At 72.8% G+C, this 15989-nt stretch carries 11 protein-coding genes; 3 read left to right on the forward strand and 8 right to left on the reverse strand.

What is annotated here, in order from left to right; all coding sequences use genetic code 11:
- Positions 1–54 precede the first annotated feature (54 nt).
- From AB0M39_RS03555 to AB0M39_RS03565, 3 genes are all read right to left on the reverse strand, one after another.
- Positions 55–2001 (reverse strand): hypothetical protein, encoded by a 1947-nt coding sequence (locus tag AB0M39_RS03555; protein ID WP_365359676.1) that lies wholly within the window; start codon positions 1999–2001, stop codon positions 55–57.
- A 282-nt stretch (positions 2002–2283) separates the two neighbouring features.
- Positions 2284–3084, reverse strand: a complete 801-nt coding sequence (locus tag AB0M39_RS03560) for a tyrosine-protein phosphatase (RefSeq protein ID WP_365359678.1) — start codon at positions 3082–3084, stop codon at positions 2284–2286.
- Between the two features lie 132 nt (positions 3085–3216).
- Complete coding sequence (locus tag AB0M39_RS03565; RefSeq protein ID WP_365359680.1) at positions 3217–6348, reverse strand: alpha-N-acetylglucosaminidase; 3132 nt, start codon at positions 6346–6348, stop codon at positions 3217–3219.
- A gap of 105 nt (positions 6349–6453) precedes the next feature.
- On the opposite strand from AB0M39_RS03565, the gene AB0M39_RS03570 reads away from it, so the two are divergent.
- Positions 6454–6945, forward strand: a complete 492-nt coding sequence (locus AB0M39_RS03570) for a hypothetical protein (RefSeq protein ID WP_365359682.1) — start codon at positions 6454–6456, stop codon at positions 6943–6945.
- A gap of 251 nt (positions 6946–7196) precedes the next feature.
- On the opposite strand, the gene AB0M39_RS03575 is transcribed toward AB0M39_RS03570, so the two are convergent.
- Positions 7197–8759, reverse strand: a complete 1563-nt coding sequence (locus AB0M39_RS03575; RefSeq protein ID WP_365359684.1) for a DUF1996 domain-containing protein — start codon at positions 8757–8759, stop codon at positions 7197–7199.
- Between the two features lie 262 nt (positions 8760–9021).
- On the opposite strand from AB0M39_RS03575, the gene AB0M39_RS03580 reads away from it, so the two are divergent.
- Positions 9022–9555 carry a GNAT family N-acetyltransferase gene (locus AB0M39_RS03580; protein WP_365359686.1) on the forward strand — a complete coding sequence of 178 codons (534 nt, stop codon included), beginning with the start codon at positions 9022–9024 and terminating at the stop codon, positions 9553–9555.
- A gap of 260 nt (positions 9556–9815) precedes the next feature.
- Here the strand turns inward: AB0M39_RS03580 and AB0M39_RS03585 are convergent, their stop codons facing one another.
- Positions 9816–10463, reverse strand: a complete 648-nt coding sequence (locus AB0M39_RS03585) for a response regulator transcription factor (protein ID WP_365359688.1) — start codon at positions 10461–10463, stop codon at positions 9816–9818.
- Complete coding sequence (locus tag AB0M39_RS03590; protein WP_365359690.1) at positions 10448–11716, reverse strand: histidine kinase; 1269 nt, start codon at positions 11714–11716, stop codon at positions 10448–10450. Before AB0M39_RS03590 ends, AB0M39_RS03585 begins: the two co-directional genes overlap by 16 nt.
- Positions 11717–11946: 230 nt before the next feature.
- Between AB0M39_RS03590 and AB0M39_RS03595 the strand changes: the two genes are divergently transcribed.
- Entirely contained in the window at positions 11947–14109 is a 2163-nt protein-coding gene (locus AB0M39_RS03595; protein WP_365359692.1) for an MMPL family transporter, read from the forward strand.
- A 57-nt stretch (positions 14110–14166) separates the two neighbouring features.
- Here AB0M39_RS03595 and AB0M39_RS03600 read toward each other — a convergent pair whose 3' ends face one another.
- Positions 14167–15159 carry an NAD-dependent epimerase/dehydratase family protein gene (locus AB0M39_RS03600; RefSeq protein ID WP_365359694.1) on the reverse strand — a complete coding sequence of 331 codons (993 nt, stop codon included), beginning with the start codon at positions 15157–15159 and terminating at the stop codon, positions 14167–14169.
- Positions 15160–15337: 178 nt separating this feature from the next.
- Complete coding sequence (locus AB0M39_RS03605; RefSeq protein WP_365359696.1) at positions 15338–15961, reverse strand: winged helix-turn-helix domain-containing protein; 624 nt, start codon at positions 15959–15961, stop codon at positions 15338–15340.
- Positions 15962–15989 lie beyond the last annotated feature (28 nt).

The following is a 15989-nucleotide window of genomic DNA, read 5'->3' on the forward strand; positions in this document are numbered from 1 at the left end:
GGTGTTCTACGGGGAGGCGGGCGCTCCACGGGGTGCTCTACGGGAGGCGGGCGCTCAGTGCAGCGCGTCCATCCGGCTGCCGTCCTCCAGGCGGCCGTTCAGCTCCGCCCGCGCGCCCGCCTTCGCCGGCACGGCCAGCAGACTGCCCTCCGCGCTCCCGCTCACCCCGCCCGACGCGGCCACCGAGGCGAACTGCTCGCTGCCCGCCGCCAGGACGTACCACTGGCCCGCCCGCGACTTCCACAGCACGCCCGCGAGCACCCGAGGCTCCCGCACCGAGCAGGACGGCTTGTCCTGCGCCCGCGCCACGACCGCGCCGGGCGCCGCCGCCTTCTGCCCGGGGGCCTGGAACTCGGCCATGATCCGGCTGCCCCGGCCGCGCCAGGTCTCCGCGCGGGTGCACAGCCAGGCCGCCGTGCCGTTCGCCTCGGGAAGCGGCTGCCGTGCGTACGGCCACGAGTTCACGCTGCGCACTCCCGCCGCGCGGACGCCCGGCAGCAGACAGGCCGTCCGCGCCCATGAGGCGAGCGCCGCGTCGCCCGCGACGTCCTTGGGCGCCGACGGCGGGCCCGAGGTGAGCCGGGCCGGGGTCAGCTCGCCCAGGTCGGTCAGCAGCCGCCCCGCGGCGCCGTCCCGCAGCTCCAGCACGTCCCACGAGGCGCACGCCGACGCCAGCGCGGGGCTGGGCAGCGAGGCGGTGAGCCCGTGCGCGTCCCGTGCGAGGGGCCGGGGCGCGCGGTCCGGCTCGAGCAGATCGCGCACGGACGCCTTGCGCACCCAGGGCGCGGTCAGATAGCGGACGTTGCCGTCGACGCGGCCCGCCACCAGCGCGGACGACGTGGCGGCGTCCGCCCCGTCCGTGCGCGCGAAGTCGAGCGCCGCGCCGCCCTCGCCCTCCTTCGGCTCGGCGTAGCGGACCACGCGCAGCCCGTCGTACAGCAGCACCACCTTGGCCTGGTCGACCTCGCCCGCGTACAGCAGCTGCGGCGAGCCCATCGGCGGCCCCGGCGGAGTGCCGGGAGTGGCCGAGACCTGGACCGCGCTGCCGGGCCTGGCCCAGACGGCGAGCGCGCGGCGCAGCAGGGCGCTGTCCCCGGCGAGCGCGCCGCGCGCGGGCCAGACGGAGAAGTCCGTGCGCGTGGAGTGCTGCCAGGCCGTGGGGGAGACCCGCGTCAACTGGGCCGGGTCCAGGGCGGCTTCGGCCGCCGGGTTACGGGCGTAGGGCGGGGCGGCGGCGCCGTCGGGCCCCCAGCCGTCGCCCGGCAGCCCGAGCAGCGCGCCGCAGACGGCGAGCGCGGCGGCCGCCACCAGCGCCGCCTTGGCGTGCTGGCGGCGGCGCATCAGGTCGGTGGGGCGGGCCTGCAGCGAGCAGGGGTCGAACTCCGGCGAGCCCAGCAGCGCGTACTGCGCGGGCGTCGCGTCCGCCTCCGCCAGCGCCGTCTGCGGGTCCTCGACGCCCGCGGCGCTCAGCGCCTGGCGTACGTCCGGGTCGGACAGCTGCTCCAGGCCGCGCAGCACATACGCTGCCCGCGCCGGCCCCGAGAGCGCGGAGAGCCGCTGGTCCAGGGCGAGTTCGTCGGCGCCGCCCGCACGCGGGAAGACCCGCAGGCCCCACACATGAGGCAGCAGCGGCGGCAGCTGGGAGCGCTTGGGCCAGGCCGCCCGCCTGAGCGGAAGCCCGGCGTCCAGAGCCTGTCGCAGCACCCGGCCCCGCACATACGCGTACCCCGGCCCGGGCCCGCCCTGGCCGCGCCTGCTCGTCGGGACCCCGGCGCCGTGGTCGGCGACGGGGGTGGTGCGGCCGCGCGGCAGGGAGCGCTGGGCGAGGGCGTGCGCGGTCAGCACCCGGCGGTTGCGGCCCAGCGACGGCGGCAGCACGAGATACGCGATCCGCACCAGCCGGGGGTAGTGCTCGACGAGGGCCGCCTCGGCCTGGTCGAGTTCGACGCGGTCAGCGGCGGGAGCGGGCGGGGCGGTGGTGACGACATCCTGTGGGCGCACGTTCAGCAGAACGAGCGAATCGTCCGATGGTCACCGACGCCCGCCGCGTACTGCGGGTATGCGCTCACGACCAGGCGTACGGGCCGGGCATCCGGGCTAGGCGTACGGGCTGGGCGGGCCGGCTGGACGTACGGCCCAGCGGAACGGCGCCCGGACTGCGCGAGCCGACCCGGAGCACGCCCGCGCACGGCGCCCCGCACGCCGCGCCCCGCACGCCGCCCCCGGATCACCGCGCCTGGATCACCGCCCCCGGATCACCGCGCCCGGATCACGCCTCCCGGATCACGCCTCCTGGATCAGCCGTGCCCGGATCCGCTCGACCGCAGGGTTCGGGACGCCCAGCCCCTCGCGTACGTACTTCTCCATCGAGCCATAGCGGGCGTCGACCTCGTCGAGGGCCGCCGCCAGGTACTCCGGGACCACGCCGATGAGCGCGAGGGCGATCTCCGGGTCGCCGCCCTCGGCCGTGAAGCCCTCGACGAGCGGGGCGAAGGCCCCCCGCGCGCCCGGGTTGAGGGAGAGGTACTCCGCCTCGACGGTCTCCGGCGCCGCGCCGAGCAGGGTGAGCAGGACGGACGCCGCCCAGCCGGTGCGGTCCTTGCCCGCCGTGCAGTGGAAGAGCAGCGGGCCCGCGTCGGTCTCGGCGAGCTCGTTGAGGAAGGCCCGGTAGGCGGCGCGCGCGGAGTCGGTGGTGACGAAGGAGCGGTAGGTGTCGGTGAAGAGCGTCCGCGCCTTGCCGCCGCCCAACTCCCGCTCGGCGACGATCGGGTCGGCCAGCACCTGGCTGAGCCGGGCGGCCGGCGGCATCCGCCCCGACGCCACCTGGTCGGCCAGGACGTCGGCGAGGAGGAGCCTGCCGCCCGGCGGGACGTGGTCGGGGCGGGCGCGTCGCTCGTCCGCGGTGCGGAAGTCGACGACCGTGCGGATGCCGAGGGCGGCGAAGGCCGGGTCGGCGGCGACGTCGAGCCGGTCGAGCCGCCCCGAGCGGAAGACGAGCCCGGGGCGGACGGACCGGCCGCCGGTCAGAGGCGTGGAGCCGAGGTCGCGGAGGTTGGCGACGGTGGTGGCGGGGATCGCGGTCATGGCGGGCGGCTCCCTGGCTGTTCGATCGGTCGATATCCCTCATTTGTACCTGTTTGGTAGGGAAAGATAGTCGGTGACCGTCGCCAGGGCCGCCTGCCAGGCCCGCGCGCCTCCTGCGGCCCGGCTCAGCCTCTACCCCGGCGTGATCGACCAGCCGCTGAAGTGGACCGTGCCCCGGGCCCCGCTGCCGCCGCTCACCGCGCTCATGAAGAGCCCCGCGTCCTGCACGGCGGCGGACCCCGGCACGGCGACCGTGGCGACCGTGCGCCAGGTCACGCCGCCGTCCGTGGAGCACGCGCCGGTGAAGGACGTCCCCGCGTTCTTGGCGAGCCGCAGCAGCACCGGGGCCTTGAGGCCGGTGATACGACGGTAGGCGTCCAGAGTTCCGTCGCCGTTCGAGTCGTACGACAGCACGACGCCCTGGCCGGGCGTGGCCGCCAGGTTGACGAAGCCGGCGTCGCCCTGCCGGGCGAGGCTGTTGCGCACGACGATGCCCGCCCGCGCCCAACTGCCCGTGTCGTCCTGCGCGTCCACACGCAGCACCACGCTCGCGCCCTCGCTCAGCGCGCCCTCGCGGTAGGCGGTCCCGAAGTGCGTGGCGCCCCGCCAGAGGTCGTTGCCCGCGCCGTTGACCGCGAGACGGTCGCCGACCTGCCCGAACACGGCCGCGTTGCTGGTGAAGGCGCGCCAGGGGGGATCGAGCGGCGAGGCGAGGAAGACCGCGCCGCGCTGAGTGACGGCCACCGGCGTCTCGCCGCGCGGGCCGTACCGCGTGCGCAGCGCGTACGGCATGGCCCGCAGCGGCTCGGAGAGCGGCTCCGCGGGCGCCGTCACCCGCCAGGACGCCTTGCCCGTGCCGCCGGCGGGCACGCTCGGCAGGAACGGGTCGCCGAGCGGCACGGCGTCCAGACCGGTCAGCTCGAAGTCGACGCGGCCCATCTCGCGCAGTCCGTTGTAGTTGCGGAAGGAGGCGACGACGGTCCCCGTGGAGCCGGGCGTGAAGGACGGCGGGTCCACGGCGACCGTGACGAAGCCCTGGTAGGGCGCGGCGGCCAGGGTGTCGTGCACCCGGCGGGCCGTGCGGTGCGCGTCGGCCGTGGGCCGCACCGGATAGGCCCGCCGGTCCTTCGTCCACGCCTCCTCGGCCGGATACCAGTCGAAGGGCCTGGGCGCCCGGCCCTCCTCCAGGGCCGCGGCCTGCTCCTCCAGATACGCCTCCCACTGCGGCACATGGACGTCGTTCATCAGCCCGTGCCAGTCGCGGGCCGCGTAGTTGCTCAGCTGGTCGGCGGCGGCCCGGTCCGCCCAGGTGGTCACCAGCGCGCGGGCGGTGCGCTCGAGCTCGACCGCCTCCTCGGGGCTGGTGGCCAGCCGCTTGGCGTCCTCCAGCCACGGCCCGAGCAGGAACAGCCGGTGGCAGCCGGCCACCGTGTCGCTCAGCCGCATCAGCTTCAGCCAGAGGGCGGAGATCGCGCGGAACGACGCCGCGTCCTTGTTCAGATAGGCGGCGCGCAGCGGCAGCTGGAGGGTGCGGGAGCGGTTGGCGAGCGCCTGGCGGGCCACATCGGTCAGATCGTGGCGGTAGGCGTCCGAGTCGCGCAGCGAGGGCCGTACGTCCAGCAGCGCGGCGAACGCCCGGTCGAAGCCGGCCGGGTCGAAGGCCGTGGCGATGGAGGACGTCATGCCCGGCCGGCGCGAGAAGAGGGAGTCGTACGGCCGGCCGTCGGTGCTGGTCAGCTTGTACGCGGTCGCGGCGAGCGCGGCGAAGGCCGTGCGCGCCGAGGGGTCCTCGCCGCCGTAGCGGACGTCCGCGTACGCGGCGAACCAGGCGTCCCGGTCGATCTTCTCCTCGTGCCAGGCCAGCTCGCTGAACAGCTCCAGGGCGGCCGGGTCGCGCTCTGCGGCCTCCGGCATGTACGCGGTGCCGGCCAGCGCGCTGCCCGGCTTGTCGCGCCAGGCGGTGAACTTCTCCGTCCACCGGTCGGTGTTCGCGCCGATCGTCGTGCGCCCGCCGAAGTTGGGGATCGTGCCGAAGGCGTACGGCGCGCCGCCCCAATCCTTCTCCCGGTCGGTGACCGTGTCCAGGTCGGACAGTCCGTCGACGATCAGCATCCGGCTGGTGTCGACCGCCTCCAGCAGCGCCGGACGCGGGTTGGCCTGCCAGCCGAGGATCACCCAGGTCGCGCCGGGGCGGGCGGTCTGCAGGGCCCTCTCCACGGCGCGGGCGGCGTCCGGCACCGGGACGTCCCCGGCGGCGCCGCCCTCGTGCAGCAGGTCCATCTTGAAGTGGGAGACCTCGCCGAAGAGCTCCCCCTGGCGCCGGTAGAAGGCGGCCGCGACGTCGGCGAAGCTCTGGGTGCGGGGGTCGAGCCAGTCCGGGCGGCGCAGGCCGTTCCACGTGCCCTGGGGGACGACGCGGGCGCCGGGGTTGCGGGCGACGAAGCCGTCCGGGACCGTGCCGAAGTAGCCGGGCAGCACCGGGTGCATGCCCAGCTCCCGCAGCCGCTCGCAGATGCGCCGGCCGAGGTCCGCGCGGCGCTCGACGAGCGCGGGCGAGAGCGGGCCGCCGTAGCCGCTCATGTTCTGCAGCAGCCACCACGGCTGGTGGGAGGGGGCGGGCAGCCAGGCGCGGGCCTCCACGTCGGTGTATCCGAAGTCGGTCAGCAGCCCGCGGTAGACGGCCTCCTGGCCGGGGGTGACCAGGACCTCGTTGCAGCCGTGCAGGGACAGGACGTCCAGCAGGCGCTCCCAGCGCGGCCAGTCGGCGTACGGGCCGGTGTACCCGTCGTGGGTGTCGTTGTACGCGAAGCGGTGCGGGACCGTCGCCGCCCGCTCCAGCGCCCGGCGCGGGGCCGGCAGCCAGTGCGGCAGGTCGAGCTGGGACCCCGACCACGAGATGTGCGCCCGGCAGACGTACTTGAGGTACCAGTGCACTCCGGTGAGCAGGACGGCCGGGCTGGTGCCCCAGACCTCGACGCGGCCGGTGCGCCCCTCGACCCGGAAGCGCTCGGGGCCGGTCACGGGTCGCAGCCGGAACTGGTCGGCGTGGCGGGGCAGCAGCCGGCGCAGTGCCTCGTAGGCGGGGGCGACGGCGAAGGCGGGGGCCTCGGCGCTCCGTGCGGCCGGTATGGCGGGCATGGCGGGCGTGGCAGGGGCGGCGGGCGTGGCGGGGGCGGTCGCCGCCCGGGCGGGGCCGGCCAGCGCCGCTCCGGCGCCGATCGCTCCGGCCGTGCCCAACAGAGTGCGTCTCGACAGGTCGTTCATCAGCGCTCCTCCATGTTGCTCAAGTGACAACAGGTGTGCGTGGCGGAGCGCAGGTTACCCAAAGTCAGCTCGCGCGAAAGAGGGCTGACAGGGCACGATGGCCGGATGCGGACGAGTACGAAGAAGAGCGCGAGGCGCACAGCCCGCGCGGCACTGGCAGTTCTGGCCCTGACCCTGGCCGCGGCCTGCACTTCGGGCGGCGACGGCGACGGGCGTGGCGGCGACGGGGACGCCAAGGAGCCGGAGACGGCGACGGGCAGCCTGGAGCAGCTGGCCGAGAAGGTCGAGTGCAAACCGAACATATCGACGGACGCCGACGAGCTGCGGCAGGCCAACTGCACGACGGACGACGGCAAGTACGTGCTGACCACCTTCGCCACCGACCGGGGCCAGCGCGAGTGGATCAACGAGGCCAATGACTACGGCGGCTCGTACCTCGTGGGCCGCAAGTGGGTCGCGGTCGGCGAGGCGAAGGTGGTCGAAGCGCTGCGCGGCCGGCTCGGTGGGACGGTGGAGACCGGCTCGGACCACCACTCGGGGGACAGCGGTGGCAGTGGGGGGACCGAGAAGGACCACGAAGGACACCACGGGAGCTGACCGCGCAGGTCTATGGGTGGGGGGCGGTTCGCTGGGAGACCAGCGGACCGGCCCCCGCCTGGGGGCCGGTCTGGTGCGGAGCGCTCCGGCAGCGGCAGGCCGGCTCGGGTCGGTGTTCGGGCCCGCCGCAGTCCGGACCGTGTCTGAGAAGGGGTCGGTCCGACACGTCCGCAGCAGCGGAACGGCCCCCCGCTCAGGAGGGGGCCGCTCCGCCTCTCAGCCAGTCACTCGCGCAATTTCACGGGGAAGGCTCAGGTGCACTTTCGTCCGCCGTTGATGCAGCCCACCGCCTTCCGCATGAGGTTGTCGTTGAAGACGTTGATGAAGTCGCCGTGGTCGGTGCCCGGCTTGTGCAGCTGCTCCGGGAAGGAGTCGACCGCGAAGACGCTGCCCTGCGGGACGTTGTAGACGATCCGCTGCACGAGCTGCGGAATGGCCTTGAAGCCGTTGCCGCAGTTCCCGTTCGCGTCGGCGAAGGCCACGTGCGTGCGGTGGTTGGCGCTGTCGATGTTCTGTCCGTCCCAGCAGCTCTGGAACTTGAACGAGCGCACCACCTGGCTGCCCTGCGGGCAGATCGGGTACTTGTCCTTCAGCTGACGGTTCTCGAATCCGGTGCAGCTCCACGAGGCATTGGCATTCGCATTTCCATTGGTGAACGCCTTGGCGTCGCCAGTAATGATCCGCAGGAATCGCGGCATCGCGACGACCTTGCTCTTCGGGTTGCCCACGAAATTGAGCGTGACCTGGGTCGGGGTCAGGATCTCGCCGACGTTCTTGTCGTTGCCGCCGCCGTCGGCGTTGGCGTCGTTCTCCTGCTGGCCGTTCTGCAGTCGCAGGACGGGCCAGTAGTAGGTCGACTTGTCGCCCTGGTTCCGGCAGGTGGTCTGGCCATTTGCAAGATCGTCGTCACTGGCGAAAGCATCGTTTGCCTGGTTGCCGACATAGTCGTGCATATGGTGGGCGCCGTTGCTCACACCCGGGGCCACGATGACGTTGTCCGGGTTGAACTTGCCGTTCTGGTTCGTCCCGCACTGGGTGCTGAACGTGCCCTTGGAACCGCCGCGGCGCTGCTGGGGCTTTTGAACATTCGGCTGGACGGACTGGATGTCGACGAAGTCAGCGGCCACGGGGCCGTTTCCGGCCTGGCCACCGTTGCCGTCGCCTTGGCCATTGTCCTGACCGTTGTCCTGACCGCCGTCCTGACCAGCGTTTTGACCGTTGTCCTGGCCGTCGCCTTGACCATTGTCCTGGCCGTCACCTTGACCGTTGCCCTGTTCGCCTCCTTGACCGTTCTGTTGGCCCTGGGCCTGGCCGTTGCCGGCGTTCGCGCTGTCGTCGGCGACCAGAGCGCACTGAGCCATGGACTGAAGCCCCTGCGGCTGCTGGCCCGCTCGGCCGATGGCATTCGAGATGCGCTCGAGCGACGCCGTCCGCTTGCTCTTCAACGGATTGAGAATGGCGTTCTGGGCGAGCCCCGGATCCTGTTGGATCTGCTGTTTCTGATCAGCGAATCGCTGATAGGCCTCGGTGATCTGGCTGTCCATCGTCGCCAGTTCGCGGCCGACCTCCTGACGCGCCTGCTGAGGCACATTGGGCAGACCGTTGGCGACTTCGGGGCAGTCGATGGTGGACACCGACTGTCCGCCGGCCTTCGTCTGACTCTGCGTCTGCTCGCGCTGGCCGGACCAGGACCAGCCTTCGCCTGCGGATGCATACGTATTGACCGCGACCAGCCCACCCCCGCCCAGGATCAATGCGGCCGAGGCGACAATCGCCCGGTTCGCCAGCGTCGAGCGTTTTCTGTTGCGTCCCATGGAACTCCTCTGCTTCGTTGCCGGGTGTGGGTTAGGGGGGTCCCCGGCAGAGGTAGAAGCGCTCCGTCCCATACGGGTGCGGCTCATGGGGTGTTCAAGCGGCGGGGGAATTCGTAGAAAACTCCATGCGTAAACCGACTCATTGCGGTGAAGTCGGACGCGGTGATCCGCGGGCCCGGCGAAGGCTCGGCGGGGCCCCGCCAAGGCCCGCCGGACGGCAGTCGATTAACGCGAGTGCCGTCGTCTTGTGCAGGATGTCCGGATGACCGAAATTCAAACGCCCAGACTGCTTCTGCGCCGCTGGAGCGACGACGACCTCGTCCCGATGGCCGAGATCAACGCGGACCCCGACGTGATGCAGTGGATCGACGACGGCTCGGTCCGCGACCTCGAGCAGACGGCGGACGCCATCGAGCACCTGGAGGAGGAGTGGGACGAGGAGGGCTTCGGAATCTTCGCCGTCGAACTGCTCGCCTCCGGCGAACTGGCGGGCTTCACCGGCCTGTCCGTCCCCACCTTCCTCCCCGAGGTGCTGCCGGCCGTGGAGATCGGCTGGCGGCTCGGCCGCCCCTTCTGGGGCCAGGGGTACGCCTCCGAAGCGGCCCAGGCGACCTTGGAGTTCGCCCTCCAGGACCGCGGGCTCGACCGGGTGATCAGCATCTGCCGGGTCGGCAACGAGGCATCGGAGAACGTGATCCGCAAGCTGGGCATGACCCTGGAGCGCGAGACGGCCCACCCGGAGTACGGCTTCCCGCTGCGGGTCTACGAGATCGACCTCACCGAGTACGAGAGGTGAGCCGGCCCGCTCGCCGCTCCCGAGGCGCAGCCGCAGGTCCACGAGGGTGAACACGCCGTCCCCGGCGGGTCCTTCGACGCGCACACGACGACCGCCCACGACGACCGCACACGACGTCGCGTACGTCTTGAGCCGCCCGTCGAGCCGCCCGGCGACCTCGGCGCACCGCCGCCGCCGCGCGAGCGAGCCGGCCCGCCTCCCCGCCGGCGAGCGAGTCCTGGGGGTCCGCCGAGGCGGCCCCCCAGGCCACAGCCCGTCTCTCAGCCCCGGTCGAGATACGCCAGCACGGCCAGCACCCTGCGGTTGTCGTCGTCCGACACCGGCAGGTCCAGCTTGGCGAAGATGTTCGAGGTGTGCTTGGCCACCGCCCGCTCCGTGACCACCAGTTGCGAGGCGATCGCCGCGTTGGAGCGGCCCTCCGCCATCAGCTCCATGACCTCCAGCTCACGCGGGGTCAGTCCGCCCATCGGCTTGTCCTGGGCGCGGCGCGAGAGCAGCTGCGAGATCACCTGCGGATCCATCGCCGTGCCGCCGGCCGCCACCCGGCGCACCGCGTCCACGAACTGCTCCGCGTCGAAGACCCGGTCCTTGAGCAGATAGCCGACCCCGCCGTTTCCGTCGGCCAGCAGCTCGCGCGCGTACAGCTGCTCCACATGCTGCGAGAGCACCAGCACCGGCAGCCCCGGTCTGGCCCGCCGCGCCGCCAGCGCGCACTGCAGGCCCTCGTCCGTGTGGGACGGCGGAAGCCGGACGTCGACGACGGCGACGTCCGGCTCCAGCTCCGCGAGCGCTCTGGTCAGTTCGGGCCCGGTCTCCACGGCCGCCAGGATCTCGAAGCCGAACGCCTCGAGCATGCGGACCAGGCCGTCCCGCAGCAGGAACAGGTCTTCGGCTAGGACAACTCGCAAGGGATCTCCATGGTCACCATGGTGGGACCGCCCGCGGGACTGCTGACGGCCAGGACGCCGTCGAATGTACCCAGTCGGCGTTCGATTCCGCTCAGACCGGACCCGGCGCCGATCGCGGCGCCGCCCTTGCCGTTGTCGGTGACCGAGACGCGGATCGAGCCGTCCGAGTACGACATGTCGACCCAGAGCCGGTCCGCGCCCGAGTGCTTCACCGCGTTCGTCAGCGACTCGCTGACCGCGAAGTACACCGCGGACTCCACCGGCGCGTCCGGGCGGCCCGACAGCTCCACGTCGACCTCGGTCTTCACCGGCAGCCGCAGCGCCAGCGCCTTCACCGCGTCGCCCAGGCCGCGTTCGGCCAGCACCGGCGGGTGGATGCCGCGGACCAGGTCGCGCAGCTCGGTCAGCGCCTCGGCCGAGGACTCGCGGGCCTTGGAGATCAGCGCCTTGGCCTGGGCCGGGTCCTTCTCGATGAGCGCCTCGATCGTGCTCAGGTTCATCCCCATGGCCACCAGCCGGGCCTGCGCGCCGTCGTGCAGATCGCGCTCGATGCGGCGCAGCTCGGCGGCGGAGGTGTCCAGCGCGTCGTGCCGGGTCTCGGTGAGGCGGTCGATGCGCTGCTCCAGCTCGACCTCGCGGCTCGCGGCGAGCACGGCGCGGGAGAGCTTGAAGTGGGTGCGGATCAGCAGCGGGTTGGCCGCCAGGGCCACGGTCAGCCACACCAGGCCCAGAGCCGCGGCGAAGGCCGCCGTCGTCCCGCTGTCGACCGGGACGAAGGTGTACCAGTACGTGCCCTGCGCCTCCACGATCGGCTTCCACAGCCCCGCGAGGAGCACCAGGCCGAAGACGCCCTCGAGGATCAGCGCCGGCGCGAGCAGCGCGGTGACCGCGCCGGCCGTCATGTCCGCGAGCAGCCACTGCATGTCCCGCCAGGTCGCCGGGTCCTTCAGCAGGAAGGTGCAGCGCTCCACCTGGCCGATGACGCCGCCGCGCACCGAGCGGGGCAGCCGGCGGTACTGCAACGGGATCCGCACCGAGGACCACTGGGCCGCCAGCAGCCGCCGCTGGTTGGCGTGGGCCCGCAGCACGCTCACCATCAGCGGCGTGGTGAACACGCCTATCCCGATGGGGATCAGGGCGATGGAGACCAGGGTCACGGTGAAGACCGTGACCGAGCCGATCAGCGCCATCAGCGTCAGCGCGAATCCCCGTACGCCCGCTGTCACCGCTTCGCGTGCCTTCGTCGCCATCATGGTGGGTTCCCCTCGTTGTCGCGGTCTCAGGCATAAGTGTGGCCGGAGCGGGGGGCGGCTGGCACGGGGCCCCGACACCGAGTGGGGGTGTACCTAGCAACACCCCGGTGAAGTGGCCTTATGCCTCCCGGGAAGGGGGCCTTGACGGCTGGGGCGGACGCCCGCGGGTTTCTAGCGTCGTACTCGACTTATTCGGCGCGTTACTCGACGGACTCTGGGGGCGAACCGCCATGAGGCGAAACCTCGCGGCACGTATCGGTGTGTGGAGCGCACACCACCGCAAGACGGCGATCATCGGCTGGCTGCTCTTCGTCGTCCTCGCGACGGCCGTCGGCGGGGCCACGGGCATGGTGGAGATGTCCGAGTCCGAGCAGGGCACGGGCGACTCCGCGCGGGCCGTGCAGATCCTCGACGACGCGGGCCTGGACCAGCCGGCCGGCGAGGTCGTCCTGGTCGGCAGTCAGACGGCGGGCGGCTGGAAGACCGCGGCGCGCGAGCTGACCGTCGCGCTGGAGAAGACCGGCCGGACCCAGCAGATCGCGCCGCCCCTGCCCTCCAAGGACGGCAAGGACGCGCTGATCCGCTTCCAGATCAAGGGCGACTCGAAGACCGCGGCGGACCGGGTGCAGCCCGTGCTGGACGCGGTGAAGGAGACCGGCGAGGCCCAACCGGGCGTCGAGATCCACCAGTTCGGGCAGGCCAGCTCCGAGAAGTGGCTCGGCGACCTGCTGTCGAAGGACTTCAAGAAGGCCGAGTTCACCGCGGTGCCCCTGGCGCTGGGCATCCTGCTGGTCGCCTTCGGCGCGATCGTCGCGGCGCTCCTGCCGGTAGGTCTCGCGCTGACCGCGTGCATGGCCGCCTTCGGTCTGCTCTCGCTCGCCAGCCACCAGCTGCACCTCTTCCAGACCACCTACTCGGTGATGTTCCTGATGGGGCTCGCCGTCGGCGTCGACTACTGCCTGTTCTACCTGCGGCGCGAGCGCGACGAGCGGGCCGCCGGGCGCGACGCCGAGACCGCGCTGCGGATCGCGGCGGCGACGAGCGGCCGGGCCGTCCTGGTCTCCGGCGTGACGGTGATGCTCGCGATGGCCGGGATGTTCCTGTCCGGGCTGATGCTCTTCGAGGGCTTCGCGCTCGCCACGATCCTGGTCGTCTTCATCGCGATGCTCGGCTCGGTGACGGTGCTGCCCGCGCTGCTGGCGTGGCTGGGGGACCGGATCGACGCGGGCCGGATCCCGTTCCTGAACCGGCGCGGCAAGAAGGGCGCCCACGAGAGCGGCAAGGTGGCGGGCGCGGTGCTCAGGCCCGTGCTGGCGGCGCCGAAGCTGTTCGCGGTCGGCGCGGTCGCGGTGCTGCTGGCGCTCGCCGCCCCCGCCGTCGGGATGAAGACCGAACAGCTGGGGATGGAGAAGCAGTTCGGCGCCGACGCCTCGCTGACGGTCGCCTTCAAGAGGATCACGGAGGCGTTCCCGGGCGGTCCCGAGCCGGCGCGGGTCGTCGTCAAGGCCGACGACATCGCCGCGCAGCCGGTACGGGACGCGCTGGCGACGTTCGGCGAGCCGGCGAAGGTCACCGTCCACAAGGCGCGGAACGTCGCCGAGATCGAGGTCCCGCTGGCCGGCAACGGCAGCGACGACCGCTCCAAGGACGCGCTGGCGGACCTGCGCGACAAGCGGCTGCCCGCGGCCTTCGACGGCACCGGCGCCACGGTCTACGTCGGCGGCGAGCTGGCCGAGTCGGTCGACTTCAACGACCAGCTCAAGCGCGGGATCGTGCCGGTCTTCGCGTTCATCACGGCGGTGACCTTCCTGCTGATGCTGGTCTGCTTCCGCAGCTACGTCATCGCGATCACCTCGATCCTGCTCAACCTGCTCTCGGTGGCGGCCGCGTACGGCGTGATGGTCGCGGTCTTCCAGCACGGCTGGGGCGCGTCCGCGCTGGGCACGGAGGCGGTCGGCGCGATCGAGGGCTGGATGCCGCTGTTCGTCCTGGTGGTGCTCTTCGGCCTGTCGATGGACTACCACGTGTTCGTGGTCTCCCGGATCCGCGAGGCGCGCGACCGGGGCCTTGCGACACGGGACGCGATCCGCGAGGGCATCCGCCGCACGGCCGGCGCGGTGACGGGCGCGGCGGCGATCATGGTCGCGGTCTTCGCGGTCTTCGGGACGCTGTCCATGCAGGACATGAAGCAGATGGGCGTGGGCCTGGCGGTGGCGGTGCTGCTGGACGCGACGATCGTGCGGATGGTGCTGCTGCCGTCGGTGATGGCGCTGCTGGGCGAGCGCAACTGGCGTACGCCGAGGGGCCTGCGGTGGCTGCCGGTGCTGGAGCACGGCGACGAGGAGGAGCCCGCGGCCCACGCGGCGCCGCGACCGGTGGCGGCGCGCGGCTGAGGGTGCGGCCGGCTGAGGGCGCTGCCCCGGACCTCGGTCCGGGGCAGCGCCCCGCGTTCAGGAGAGGACCTTGCGTTCCAGGTCCGGATCCAGCCCCGCCGTCCCCCGGTCCTCCCGCACCGGCGCCGCCCCCGCCTCCCGCAGCCACGCCCAGGTGTCGGCGACCGTCTCGCCCACCGGCCGGCAGCGCAGCCCCGCCGCCACCGCCTTCGAGACGTCCGCCGTGTGCATCGCGTCGTACATCTCGCCCGGCGGGACCCAGATCGGCAGGTCCGACCAGGGCTCGATGCCCGCGTCGACGATGGACTGCGCGGGGGTCCAGCGCAGTTCGGCGTCCGTGCCCGCGGTCTGGAGGCAGGCGGTGAGCAGCTCCGCCGTCGTCGTGTGGCCGGGCGGGCTGACCAGGTTGTACGGCCCCGAGAGCCCCGCCTCGGCGGCGTCCAGGGTCCATTCGGCGAGGTCGCGCGCGTCGATGTACTGGAGCGGCAGCTCGCGCGGCTCCGGGGCGAGGACGGGGCCGCCGCGGGCCATGCGGTTCAGCCACCAGGGCAGCCGGCCGATGTTCTCCCACGGCCCGATGATCAGGCCCGCGCGCACCAGCAGCGTCTGCTCCTCGCCGAACGCCCTGATCGCGGCCAGCTCCCCGCCCCGCTTGTCCCGCGGGTAGTCCGGGCCGCCCGAGCCGTCCGCGTCCGGCGACGCGCCCTCGACCAGCGGGCCGTCCTCGGCCTGTCCGGCCGCCGGGGGCCAGGCGTACACAGAGCGGCTGGAGACGTAGACATAGCGGCCCACACGGCCGGCGAGCAGCTCGGCCGCGTCCCGTACCGCCGACGGCGCCGCCGACCAGGTGTCGACCACGACGTCCCACTCGCCTTCGGCGAGCGCCGCCAGCCCGTCCGGCTCCGTGCGGTCGCCGAGCAGCTCGGCGACGCCGGCCGGCGCCGGGTGCCGTCCGCGGTGGAAGACCGTGACCGGCCAGTCTCGTTCGAGCGCCGCCGCCGCCAGAGCGCGGCCCACGAACTCCGTGCCGCCCAGAATCAGGATTCTCATGCGTCCCGACTCTGCCTGCCGAACCGATCGCGGGGACAGTTTTTCTGCTCTCAGGAGAGCGATGACAGCATGTGCGCCCCGAAGGACTGGCTCTGGCTAACGACGAAGGAGCCCTGCCCGCCCTGTCTGCCGTCGACAGGTCGGGCAGGGCTCCTGTGCGTACAGCCGCAGGGCGCGGTCACGGCGTGTACTTGTAGCCGACCCGCCGCACGGTCTGGATCGTGTGGCGGTGCTCGGCGCCCAGCTTGCGGCGCAGCCGGGCCACATGGACGTCGACCGTCCGGCCGTCGCCGACGTGCCCGTAGCCCCACACGGTGGTCACCAGCTGGTCGCGGGTGTGCACCCGGTTCGGATGCGCCACCAGATGCGCCAGCAGCTCGAACTCGAGGTAGGTGAGGTCCAGCACCTGCCCGTCGACCTCGGCGGTGCGCTGGGCCCCGTCGATGGCCACCGGCCCCAGGCGCTCGGCCGCGTCCGCCGCGTCGTCGGCGCCGACGCCGCCGGCATCGACGGTCTGCGCGGTCTGTGCGGTCTGCGGTGCCTGCGCGGCCTGTGGCACGAACGCGACGGGCGGCTGCTGGTCGGCCGGTACGAGCACCAGGTAGCCGATCATCGGCGGCTGGCCCGGCAGGGTGGGCAGGGTGTGCTGCGGCGCGGGCAGCCAGGTCGCGCCCGGCGGCAGGAAGTCCGCTACGTGGACGACCTCGTCCCGGTCGACGGCACGGAGTCGGTGACGGCCCGAGGGGGCCTGAACGGAAGCGGTCGCAGCGGAGACGGCGGAGAAGGTACGGGTGTTCGCCATGAGAGGTCAGCTCTTTCGCGCGGAGGAA

Source organism: Streptomyces sp. NPDC051907, assembly GCF_040681075.1.
In the GTDB taxonomy this organism is placed as follows: domain Bacteria; phylum Actinomycetota; class Actinomycetes; order Streptomycetales; family Streptomycetaceae; genus Streptomyces.